Raw genomic sequence first — 11,482 nt, forward strand, 5'->3', positions numbered from 1 at the left:
CTCCCGAACGCCGGGCGGTCCGAACGCCTGACGATCCGAACGCCTGACGACGAAGCAAACGCGACACCCCGCGCTCCGGCAACGGCCCCGCGACCGGCGGAAAAGCGCTCGCGATTGAATCGGGGGATGCGTCCCGCACCAGGCCAGGTCCTGCACTTCTCCGAGGACCCGGGCATCACCCGTTTCGTACCGCACGTCGCCGCGACCAGCACCCGGGCCGAGCCGCTGGTCTGGGCCGTCGACCACGATCGTGCGCCGGACTACTGGTTCCCCCGCCAGTGTCCGCGCGCGATGGCCTGGCTGACGCCCGGCACCGCGGACGGTGACCGTGACCGGATCCTCGGCCCGGGCGGCGGCACCCGGGTCCACGCGATCGAGTACGGCTGGCTGGCGGCGATGCGCACGGTCCGGCTGTACGCGTACCGCCTCCCGGCGGACCGGTTCACCCCGATCGGTGACCCCGAGCCGCACGCGCACGCCGCCCGTGAGCCGGTCACGCCGCTCGGCCCGCCGGAGCCGGTCGGCGACCTGCTCGCGCTGCACGACGAGGCCGGCATCCAGCTGCGGGTGCTGCCCGCGCTGTGGCCGTTCTGGGACGCGGTCGTCACCTCGTCCCTCGGCTTCAGCGGCATCCGGCTGCGCAACGCCCGGCCCCGGGTGGACTGACGTTCCGCGCGCGGGCTCAGCGGTCCTCGAGGTCGCCCTCCGTGCGCAGGTACGCCTCGCGCAGCCCGTCCAGCGTGGCCGCGTCCGGGTGCTCCCACATGCCCCGGTCCGCGGCCTCCAGCAGCCGTTCCGCGATGCCGTGCAGCGCCCACGGGTTCGACTGCTCGAAGAACTTCCGGTTCTCGTCGTCCAGCACGTAGGTCTGGGCGAGCGTGTCGTACATCCAGTCCGCGACCACGCCCGCGGTCGCGTCGTAGCCGAACAGGTAGTCCACGGTCGCGGCCAGCTCGAACGCGCCCTTGTAGCCGTGCCGGCGCATCGCCGCGATCCAGCGCGGGTTGACCACCCGGGCCCGGAACACGCGCGCGGTCTCCTCGGAGAGCGCGCGCGTGCGTACCGCCGAGGGCTGGGTGCTGTCCCCGATGTACGCGCGCGGCGCGGTCCCGGTCAGCGCGCGCACCGTGGCGATCATGCCGCCGTGGTACTGGAAGTAGTCGTCCGAGTCCGCGATGTCGTGCTCGCGGGTGTCCACGTTCTTCGCCGCGATCGACATGCGCCGGTAGACGGTCTCCATGTCGGCCCGCGCGGCCATCCCGTCCAGCCCGCGGCCGTAGGCGTAGCCGCCCCACACCGCGTACACCTCGGCCAGGTCCGCGTCGCCGCGCCAGTTCCGGCTGTCGATCAACGGCAGGATGCCGGCACCGTACGCTCCCGGCTTCGACCCGAACACGCGCAGCGTGGCCCGGCGCTCGTCACCGTGCGCCTCGAGATCCGCGGCGACGTGCGCCCGGACGAAGTTGCGGTCGTGCGGCTCGTCGAGGCCGGCCACCAGCTGCACCGCGTCGTCGAGCAACGCCACCACGTGCGGGAACGCGTCCCGGAAGAACCCGCTGATCCGGATCGTCACGTCCACCCGGGGGCGGCCCAGCTCGGCCAGTGGGATCACCGCGAGCCCGTTCACCCGCCGCGACGCCTCGTCCCAGGTCGGCCGCACGCCGAGCAGCGCCAGGATCTCCGCCACGTCGTCACCGGCCGTGCGCATCGCGGCCGTGCCCCACACCGACAGCCCCACCGACCGCGGCCACTCGCCGGTGTCCGCGCGGTAGCGGTCGACCAGCGAGTCGGCCATCGCCTGCCCGGTCTCCCAGGCCAGCCGGCTCGGGATCGCCTTCGGGTCCACCGAGTAGAAGTTCCGCCCGGTCGGCAGCACGTTGATCAGGCCGCGCAGCGGCGACCCGCTCGGCCCGGCCGGCACGTAGCCGCCGTCCAGCGCGTGCAGCAGGTGCGCCATCTCGTCCGTGGTGCGGTCCAGCCGCGGCACGATCTCCGTCGCGGCGAAAGTCAAGATCTTTTCAACCAGTTCGGGGGTACGCACGGCCGCGCGCGACACCACGCTCCGAGCGGCGGCGGGATCCCACCCTGCGGCTTCCATCTCCTCGACCAGGCGCTTCGCGACCGCTTCGACCGCGTCCACGTCGGACTTCGGCGCCGACCCGTCCTCGGCCAGGCCGAGCGCCTCGCGCAGCCCGGGCAGCGCCGCGACCTGGCCGCCCCACATCTGGCGGGCCCGCAGCATCGCCAGGACCAGGTTCACCCGGGCCTCGTCGCGCGGCGGCTCGCCGAGCACGTGCAGCCCGTCACGGATCTGCACGTCCTTGACCTCGCACAGCCAGCCGTCCACGTGCAGCAGGAAGTCGTCGAACTCCGCGTCGTGCGGCCGGTCCGTGATGCCCAGGTCGTGGTCGAGCTTCGCGGCCTGCAGCAGCGTCCAGATCTGCGCGCGGATCGCGGGCAGCTTCGCCGGGTCCAGCGCCGCGATGTTCGCGTGCTCGTCCAGCAGCTGCTCCAGCCGGGCCATGTCACCGTACGACTCCGCGCGCGCCATCGGCGGCACCAGGTGGTCGACGAGCGTGGCGTGCGCACGGCGCTTCGCCTGCGTACCCTCCCCGGGGTCGTTGACCAGGAACGGGTAGATCAGCGGCAGGTTGCCGAGCGCCGCGTCCGGCCCGCACGCGGCGGACAGGCCGACGGTCTTGCCGGGCAGCCACTCCAGGTTGCCGTGCTTGCCGATGTGCACGACCGCGTGCGCGCCGAAGTTCGCCGCCAGCCAGCGGTAGGCCGCCAGGTAGTGGTGGCTCGCCGGCAGGTCCGGGTCGTGGTAGATGGCGACCGGGTTCTCGCCGAACCCGCGCGGCGGCTGCACCATCACCACGACGTTGGTGCCGCGCAGCGCGGCCAGCACGATCTCGCCGTCCGGGTCCTGCGAGCGGTCGACGTAGAGCTCACCCGGCGCCGGACCCCAGTGCTGCTCGGTGACCTGACGCAGCTCCTCGGGCAGCGTGGCGAACCAGGCGCGGTACTCCGCGGCCGGGATCCGCACCGGGTTGCCCTCCAGCTGCTCCTCGGTCAGCCAGTTCGGGTCCTGGCCGCCGGCCGCGATCAGCGCGTGCATCAGCGCGTCGCCGTCCTGTGCCGCGACGCCGGGGAAGTCGCCCACGTCGTACCCGCGCTCGGTCATCGCCCGCAGCAGCCGCACGGCGGACGCGGGGGTGTCCAGGCCGACCGCGTTGCCGATCCGGGAGTGCTTGGTCGGGTACGCCGACAGCATCAGCACGATCCGCCGCTCGGCCGGCGGGACGTGCCGCAGCCGCGCGTGCCCGAACGCGATGCCCGCGACCCGCCGCGCCCGCTCCGGATCCGCCACGTAGACGGTCAGCCCGTCGGCGTCGGTCTCCTTGAACGAGAACGGCACCGTGATGATCCGCCCGTCGAACTCCGGCACCGCGACCTGGGTGGCCGCGTCCAGCGGCGACAGCCCGTCGTCGTTGCCGTCCCAGGTGGCCCGGTCGCTGGTCAGGCACAGCCCCTGCAGGATCGGCACGTCCAGCGCGGCCAGCGCGCCCACGTCCCAGGCGTCGTCCTCGCCGCCGGCCTGCGCGGCCGCCGGCACCACGCCGCCGGCACCACCCGCGGCCAGCACGGTCACGATCAGCGCGTCCGCCCGGCCCAGCGCCTCCAGCAGGTCGTCGCCGGGGTTGCGCAGCGACGCGCAGAAGATCGGCAGGGCCTCGCCGCCGGCCTCCTCGACCGCGTCCGCCAGCGCGTGCACGAACCCGGTGTTCCCGGCCATGTGGTGCGCCCGGTAGTACAGGATCGCGATCTTCGGCGCGTTCTCGTTCGCCGTCGCCGGGCGCTCCAGGCGCCCCCAGGCCGGGGCCGGCTGCGGCGCCGCGAACCCGTGCCCGGTCAGCAGGATCGTGTCGCTGAGGAAGTGGTGCAGCTCCGCCAGGTTCGCCGGGCCGCCGTGCGCCAGGTACATGTGCGCCTCGGCCGCCAGGTTCGGCGGGACCGTCGACCGCCGCATCAGCTCCGCGTCCGGCGCCTGCTCGCCACCCAGCACCACGACCGGGCGGGCCTGCGCCCGCAGCGCGTCCAGCCCGTCCTCCCACGCCCGGTAGCCGCCCAGGATCCGGACCACCACCAGCTCCGTGCCGTCGAGCAGACCGTCAAGATCTTCCACGGCGGTCCGGGCCGGGTTCGCCAGCCGGAAGTCCGCGCCACTGGCACGGGCACTGAGCAGGTCGGTGTCGGACGTCGACAGCAACAGGACGCGGGCCACCGCGGGCTCCTCCCTGGGGTCCGCGCCCCAGATCGTGACGGTTGTCGCGGCGACCGGAGTCTCCTGGCTCCCGGATCGATGCTCGCCCCAACCTTCCCGCCGAACGGTTCGGCAGTGGTCTCGCTGGGGTCCGCTCCCCGGTGACAGTGGCGGGACCGCGCCGGACTCACACCGGACTTCCTCCACCGTCGCCGCGCGCTTGTGCAGCCCTCCCACTCTCCCGACCCCGCCACCCACCCGTCAAGCCACCCTCAGTGATCTTGCTCGCCCTCGGCACCGGGCCGCGGAGCCGCGCGACGGTGGCCGCACCCGTCCCCATCGGGCACTCCGCGCCGAAGGCGTCGCGTCACCGAGCTCCCGACGTCAGGGTCTCGCGAGGCGGACGGGGCGACATCCGCCGGGCGGGGCGTTCACCCGGCGGGCGCCTGCCCGGCGTCGCGCGACGACACCGCGGCCCGCCGCGAGGGCCGCCAGGGCCGCGAGGGCCGCGAGGGCCGCGAGGGCCGCCAGGGCCGCCAGGGCCGCCAGGGCCGCGTGGTGATGCTGCCCTTGCCTCCGGTCGGCCTTCCGCGAATCAGGGTGCGTGCCGCCGCGGGAGCCGAGACGGCCGGATACCGAAATATCGGGTGTGAGACGCCCGATCGCGCCGTCCGGCGTGCGGAATTCGAGTGTGGGCGCTCGGCGCCCGGCATTTCCGCCTGTATCCCGCCGGTTCGCGCGCCTACGGCAGCGGTGTGGATCGGCGGCGTGCGGTGTATGCGGTTGTGACGCACGTCGGGCTGTGGCGGCCGAAGGTGAAACGGCCTCCGCGACAACCCGTAGTATCCGCCGCATGTCCCCGCTTCCCGCTTCCGATCACCGGACCGTGCCACCGGCGGCGCCGGCCGCGGTGCCCGGCGGCGTGGTGCGTACCGGCCCGGACGCCTGCCCGACCGCGCTGCAGGTCCACGCGGCCGCGGACGGTGGCCTGGCCAGGGTGCGGATCCCCGGCGGCGTGCTCACCGCGGACCAGGCCCGGGTGCTGGCGCGCGCCGCCCGCGACCTCGGCGACGGCCACCTCGACCAGACCTCACGCGGCAATCTCCAGCTCCGCGCGCTCCCGCCCGGCGCCGAGGCCGAGCTCGGCGTCCGGCTGGCCGACGCCGGCCTGCTGCCCTCCGCCACCCACGAGCGCGCCCGCAACATCGTCGCCTCGCCGCTCAGCGGCCTCGACGACGCCACCCTGATCGACGTGCGTCCGCTGATCGACGCGCTCGACGCCGCCCTCCTCGCCGCCCCCACGCTGGCCACGCTCTCCGGCCGCTTCCTCTTCGCCCTCGACGACGGCCGCGGCGACACCGCCGCCCTCGGTGCCGACCTCTGCCTCGCCGCCACCGGCACCACCGATCTCGCGCTGCTCCTCGACGGCCGCGACTACGGAATCCGCGTCCCCACCCACCACCCCGACACGCCGACCGCTGCCCACGCGGCTCCCGCGCACGCTGCCGCGGGTTCCACGCGTAGCGCAGCGGCCTCCGCGCACGCCGCGGCGGCTCCCGTGCACGCCGCGGCGGCTCCCGTGCACGCCGCGGCGGCTCCCGTGCACGGCGCGGCGGCTCCCGTGCACGGCGCGGCGGCCTCCGTGCACGACGTGCCGGGCGCCGGCCGCGATACGGCCGGCTCCGCGCGGGGCGCGGCGGCCGCCGGGATCGGTCCGGAAGCTGCGGTGCGGGCGGCCGGGGTCATGGTCGCGGCGGCGGAGGCGTTCGTCGCGGAGCGGGCGGCGCAGGGATCTGCGGGCTGGCGAATGTCCGAGATTGATCAGGGAGCGGACCGCGTCGCCGCTCGCCTCGGCGCCACCGCCGCGCCGGTCACCCCCGCCTGGTCGCCACCCGACCCGCCCGTCGGCGTGCGCACCCGACGCGGCGCCACCGCGCTGGCGGTGCTCGTCCCGCTCGGCCGGATCTCCGCCACCCAGCTCGACCTGCTCGCCGACGTCGCGGACCGGGGCGCGGGCGAACTGCGCTGCACGCCGTGGCGCGGCGTCGTCATCCCCGGCCTGCCGGACGACTCCGGCCTGGCCGTCCTGGCCGCCGCCGGCCTCGGCGTCGACAGGCAGTCGCCCTGGTACGGCATCACCGCCTGCGCCGGCCGCCCCGGCTGCGCCAAGTCCCGCGCCGACGTGCGCGCGGACGCCACCGCGGTCACGCTGAGCCCGCGCCCGGCAGCACCGAACCCGCCGCAAGCCACCGCGGAGACGCCTGCGGCCACGCCGAACTCGCCGCGGGCCGCCGCGGACATGCCCGCGGCCACGCCGTACCCGCTGCGCGACGCCGCGGAGATGCCTGCGGCCACGCCGAGCTCGCCGCGGGCCGTCGCGGACATGCCTGCGGGCACGCCAAGCCTGCCGCGCGTCGCCGCGGAGACGCCTGCCGCCGCGCCGAATCGGCCGCGGGCCGCCGGGGGCGTGTCCGCGTCCGCGGCGGATCTGTCGCCCAGTGCACCGGCCACATCGGACCTGCCGTCGGTGGAGCCGGGTGCGCTGCCCGCCGCGCCGCGGCCGCTGCCGGTTCACTGGGTCGGCTGTGAGCGCGGTTGCGGGCATCCCGCCACGCCGCACGTGCGGGTCCTGGCGGAGCCGGGCGGCTACCGCGTCGACGCGCCCGGCCGCCCGCCCGCGGTGGCGCTCATCGATCCGGGCCGGCTCGCGGAGGCTGTCGCGGCCGCCCGTACCAGCAGCACGAACACCGCACAGGAGACCGGCGCGTGACCGATTATGACTATGTCCGGGACGGTGCGGAGATCTATCGCCGCTCGTTCGCCACGATCCGGGCCGAGGCGCGGCTGGACGGGCTGCCGGCCGACGTCGCGCGCGTCGCGGTCCGGATGATCCACTCCTGCGGGATGACGGACCTGGTGGACGACATCGGGTACTCCCGGGACGTGGTGGTCCGGGCCGCCGGAGCGCTGCGCACGGGCGCGCCGATCCTCTGCGACGCGAACATGGTCGCGGCCGGCGTCACCCGGACGCGGCTGCCCGCGGACAACGAGGTGATCTGCACGCTGCGCGACCCGCGCGTACCGGCGCTGGCGAAGGAGCTGGACACCACGCGGTCCGCGGCCGCGCTGGAACTGTGGCGGGACCGGCTCGACGGTGCCGTGGTCGCGATCGGCAACGCGCCGACCGCGCTGTTCCGGCTGTTGGAGATGCTGGACGCGGGCGCGCCCCGGCCGGCCGCGATCATCGGCATCCCGGTCGGCTTCATCGGCGCGGCCGAGTCGAAGGAGGCGCTCGCCGTACACCCGGCGGGTTGTGAGTTTCTGGTGGTGCACGGCCGCCGCGGCGGCAGCGCGATGACCGCGGCGGCGCTCAACGCCATCGCCAGCGAGGAGGAGTAATGAGCGGCCGGCTCTACGGTGTCGGGCTCGGACCGGGCGATCCGGAGTTGGTGACCGTCAAGGCCGCGCGCCTGATCGGGGCGGCCGACGTGATCGCCTTCCACAGTGCCCGGCACGGGCGCAGCATCGCGCGCGGGATCGCCGCACCGTACCGGCGGGACGGCCAGATCGAGGAGGCGCTGGTCTACCCGGTGACCACCGAGACGACGAACCATCCGGGCGGCTACCGCGGCGCGCTGGAGGACTTCTACGCGGACGCGGCCGCCCGGCTCGCGGCCCACCTCGACGCGGGGCGGGACGTGGTGGTGCTCTGCGAGGGCGACCCGTTCTTCTACGGCTCCTACATGCACATGCACAAACGCCTCTCCACCCGGTACGCCACGGAGGTCGTCCCCGGCGTCACCTCCATCGCGGGCGCGGCCGCGGAGCTGGGCCGCCCGCTGGTCGAGGCGGAGGAGACGCTGACCGTGCTGCCCGGCACGCTGCCGCCCGCGGACCTGGCCGCCCGGCTCGCGTCCGCCGACTCCGTTGCGATCATGAAGCTGGGCCGGACGTTCGGCGCGGTCCGGGAGGCGCTGGAGACCGCCGGCCGCCTCGACGACGCCTGGTACGTCGAGCGCGCGAGCACCCCGCAGCAGCGGATCGCGCCGCTCGCGTCCGTGGACCCGTCGACGGTGCCGTACTTCTCGGTCGCGCTGCTGCCCAGTCGCGTGCACGCGACGACCGCGGCGGCGCTGGCCGCGGCGGCGGAGGAACCGGCCGCCGGCGGGGTGACCGTGGTCGGGCTCGGGCCGGCCGGCCGGGAGTGGCTGACGCCGCAGGCGCAGGAGGCGTTGAGCGCCGCCACCGATCTGGTCGGCTACGGACCGTACCTGGACCGGATTCCCGGCAACCCGCGGCAGGTCCGCCACCCCAGCGACAACCGGGTGGAGTCGGAGCGCGCCGAGTTCGCGCTGACGCTCGCGTCCCGGGGCCGGCGGGTGGCCGTGGTGTCGTCCGGCGACCCCGGCGTCTTCGCGATGGCCAGCGCGGTCCTCGAGGTCGCCGCGACCGAGCCGTACGCGTCCGTCCCGGTCACCGTGCTGCCCGGCCTGACCGCGGCGCAGGCGGTGGCGAGCCGGGTGGGTGCGCCGCTCGGCCACGACTACGCGACCATCTCGCTGTCCGACCGCCTCAAGCCGTGGGACGTGATCGAGGAAAGGCTGTCCGCGGCGGCGCGGGCGGACCTGGTGATCGCCGTCTACAACCCCGCGTCGAAGTCCCGCACGTGGCAGGTGGAGAAGGCCCGGGATCTGCTGCTGGAGCACCGGTCGCCGGACACGCCGGTGGTGCTGGGCCGGGACGTGGGCGGCCCGGGGGAGCGGATCAGCGTGGTCCGCCTCGCCGACCTGGACCCGGACGCGGTCGACATGCGCACGCTGCTGATCATCGGCTCGTCGCAGACCCGGTACGTGAACGGGACGGTCTTCACGCCCCGCCGCTACCCGACGGACTGACCCCGGCCCCGGGCAGGCCCGTCACCCAGGCCACCGCGTCCCGCGCGGTGGCCACCGACGGCACGCCCGGGGACACCGGTGGCCGGTCGACCATCACCACCGGGAGGCGGCGGAGCCGGGCCGCGTCCAGCTTGGCCGCGACCGCGGGGCTTCCGCTGTCCTTGGTGACGACGACGTCGATCCGGTGCGCGCGGAGCAGCGCCTCCTCGCCCTCGATCGTGAACGGGCCGCGCTCCAGCAGCAGCGTCATCCGCGCCGGGACCGGTGGCTCCGGTGGCTCGACGGCCCGGACCAGGAACCACACCTCGTCCAGGCCGGCGAAGGCGGCCAGCGTCTGCCGGCCCGTGGTGAGCAGCGCCCGGCGCCCGGTGCCGGGCAGCACGGCCGCGGCCGCCGCGATCGACGGGACCCGCCGCCAGTCGTCACCGTCCCGCTCGGTCCAGCCGGGCCGCCGCAGCACCAGCAGCGGCACGCCCACGTCGTCGCAGGCCCGGGCCGCCGACGCGCTCATCACGGCCGCGAACGGATGGGTCGCGTCGACGACCGCGTCCACCCGGGACGCGCGCAGCCACCCGGCCAGCCCGGCCGGGCCGCCGAACCCGCCGATCCGCACCTCGCCCGGTGGCAGCAGCGGTGCGCTGGTGCGGCCGGCCAGCGAGCTGATCACGGACAGGCCGGGCCGCGCGGCCAGCAGGGTGGCCAGCGTCCGGGCCTCGGCGGTGCCGCCGAGGATGAGCACGCGCATGCCGTTGATTTGATCATGTGTGGTGGACCCGACCGGACCGCGGTGCGCGTCACCAGGCATGCTGAGGACCGTGACATCTCCGGCGAAGCTGCGCTACGGCTGGACCACGGGTGCGTGTGCCACCGCCGCGACCACCGCGGCCTACCAGGCGCTGCTCACCGGCGAGTTCCCGGACCCGGTCACGATCACGCTGCCCAAGGGCCAGCAACCCGCGTTCGCGCTGGCCCGCGAGGAGCTGGCGGGCGACCTCGCCCGGGCCGGCGTGGTCAAGGACGCGGGCGACGACCCGGACGTCACGCACGGCGCGCTGGTGCAGGCGACGGTGCGCCGCGCGCGGCCCGGCAGCGGCGTGACGTTCCGGGCGGGCGAGGGCGTCGGCACGGTCACGAAACCGGGGCTGCCGCTGGCGGTCGGCGAGCCCGCGATCAACCCGGTGCCGCGCGCGATGATGACCGCCGCGGTCGCGGAGCTGGCCGCCCGGTACGGCGACCCCGGCGACGTGGAGATCGAGATCTCCGTCGAGCACGGCGCCGAGCTGGCCCGGAGGACCTGGAACCCGCGGCTCGGCATCCTCGGCGGCCTGTCGATCCTGGGCACGACCGGGATCGTCGTGCCGTACTCCTGCGCGGCCTGGATCGACAGCATCCGGCGCGGTGTGGACGTGGCGCGCGCGGCCGGCCGGACGCACGTGGCGGGCTGCACCGGCAGCACGTCCGAGCGGGTCGCGGCCCGGATCCACCACCTGCCGGAGGACGCGCTGCTGGACATGGGCGACTTCGCCGGCGCGGTGCTCAAGTACCTGCGGCGGCACCCGGTGCCGAGGCTGACCATCGCGGGCGGCGTCGGCAAACTGTCCAAACTGGCCGACGGCCATCTCGACCTGCACAGCGGCCGCAGCCAGGTGAATCTGCCCGCGCTCGCCGCGCTGGTCCGTGCGCACCACGGCCCGGCGGAGCTGGCGGCCGGGATCGAGCGCGCGAACACCGCGCTGGACGCGCTGCAGCAGAGCCGGCGGCACGGTTTCCCGCTAGGTGACCTGATCGCGGCCGGGGCGCGGCGTACCGCGATCGGCGTCCTGCGCGGGGCGCCGGTCGAGGTCGACGTGATCGTCATCGACCGGGCCGGGACCGTGGTCGGCCAGGACCCGCCAGTCCCCGGCGCGGATCAGGGCGCGCGTGACCCGGCCGTACCGCCCGGCGTCGGTGGTTGAGAAGATCCTGACGGCGGAGCCGCGGTGGTCGGCCCACAGCTCCCAGGCCCGCGGCCGGCGGGCGACCAGCAGCGCGGCGGCCAGCAGCAGCACCGCGGCGCACAGCAGCGGGCCGGCCACCCGGCCACCGGCGGCGATCCAGGCGACCGGTACGGCGAACGCGGTCAGCAGCCCGAGCGACACCAGCCGGGGAAGCGCGCGGGGCAGCGGCGGCCGGGTGGTGCGTGGCGTGCGCAGCTCGGCGAGCGGCCAGGAACGCCCGCCGGTGGTGATCGTGTCGGCCGTGACGCGCACCCCGTCACCGGGGTCGTCGAAGAAGACGATCATCGGGATCCTTCAATCCGGTTTTGCGCGACGTTACCGCCTCG

The 11,482-nt window shown here is 75.4% G+C and carries 7 protein-coding genes, 1 pseudogene and 1 riboswitch; of the genes and pseudogenes, 5 read left to right on the forward strand and 3 right to left on the reverse strand.

Features of this window, described 5'->3' with window-relative positions; genetic code table 11:
• The first annotated feature begins 126 nt into the window (after positions 1-126).
• Positions 127-666, forward strand: a complete 540-nt coding sequence (locus tag J2S44_RS32370) for a DUF6886 family protein (protein WP_310421575.1) — start codon at positions 127-129, stop codon at positions 664-666.
• 16 nt (positions 667-682) lie between these two features.
• On the opposite strand, the gene cobN is transcribed toward J2S44_RS32370, so the two are convergent.
• The gene (cobN, locus tag J2S44_RS32375) at positions 683-4,285 is read right to left on the reverse strand and encodes a cobaltochelatase subunit CobN (RefSeq protein WP_310421577.1); all 3,603 of its coding nucleotides are present in this window, start codon (positions 4,283-4,285) and stop codon (positions 683-685) included.
• 56 nt (positions 4,286-4,341) lie between these two features.
• Positions 4,342-4,468: riboswitch (cobalamin riboswitch) on the reverse strand.
• A 649-nt stretch (positions 4,469-5,117) separates the two neighbouring features.
• Here cobN and J2S44_RS32380 point away from each other — a divergent pair.
• The 3 genes from J2S44_RS32380 to J2S44_RS32390 are packed head-to-tail and all read left to right on the forward strand — an operon-like array spanning position 5,118 to position 9,159.
• The gene (locus J2S44_RS32380; protein WP_310421580.1) at positions 5,118-7,034 is read left to right on the forward strand and encodes a ferredoxin-like domain-containing protein; all 1,917 of its coding nucleotides are present in this window, start codon (positions 5,118-5,120) and stop codon (positions 7,032-7,034) included.
• Positions 7,031-7,663, forward strand: coding sequence for a precorrin-8X methylmutase (locus J2S44_RS32385; RefSeq protein ID WP_310421582.1), 633 nt, complete (start codon positions 7,031-7,033; stop codon positions 7,661-7,663). The genes J2S44_RS32380 and J2S44_RS32385 overlap by 4 nt, the downstream gene beginning before the upstream one ends.
• Complete coding sequence (locus J2S44_RS32390; protein ID WP_310421585.1) at positions 7,663-9,159, forward strand: precorrin-2 C(20)-methyltransferase; 1,497 nt, start codon at positions 7,663-7,665, stop codon at positions 9,157-9,159. The genes J2S44_RS32385 and J2S44_RS32390 overlap by 1 nt, the downstream gene beginning before the upstream one ends.
• Here the strand turns inward: J2S44_RS32390 and J2S44_RS32395 are convergent.
• On the reverse strand, positions 9,131-9,904 hold the full coding sequence (locus tag J2S44_RS32395; protein WP_310421588.1) for a cobalt-precorrin-6A reductase: 774 nt from the start codon (positions 9,902-9,904) through the stop codon (positions 9,131-9,133). The genes J2S44_RS32390 and J2S44_RS32395 overlap by 29 nt on opposite strands.
• 70 nt (positions 9,905-9,974) lie before the next feature.
• Here J2S44_RS32395 and J2S44_RS32400 point away from each other — a divergent pair, with 70 nt between their 5' ends.
• Entirely contained in the window at positions 9,975-11,114 is a 1,140-nt protein-coding gene (locus J2S44_RS32400) for a cobalt-precorrin-5B (C(1))-methyltransferase (RefSeq protein ID WP_310421591.1), read from the forward strand.
• A gap of 6 nt (positions 11,115-11,120) precedes the next feature.
• On the opposite strand, the pseudogene J2S44_RS32405 reads toward J2S44_RS32400, so the two are convergent.
• Positions 11,121-11,441, reverse strand: a pseudogene (locus J2S44_RS32405) (DUF6232 family protein); the annotation flags it as partial.
• Positions 11,442-11,482: the final 41 nt, after the last annotated feature.

The organism is Catenuloplanes niger (genome assembly GCF_031458255.1).
GTDB lineage: Bacteria > Actinomycetota > Actinomycetes > Mycobacteriales > Micromonosporaceae > Catenuloplanes > Catenuloplanes niger.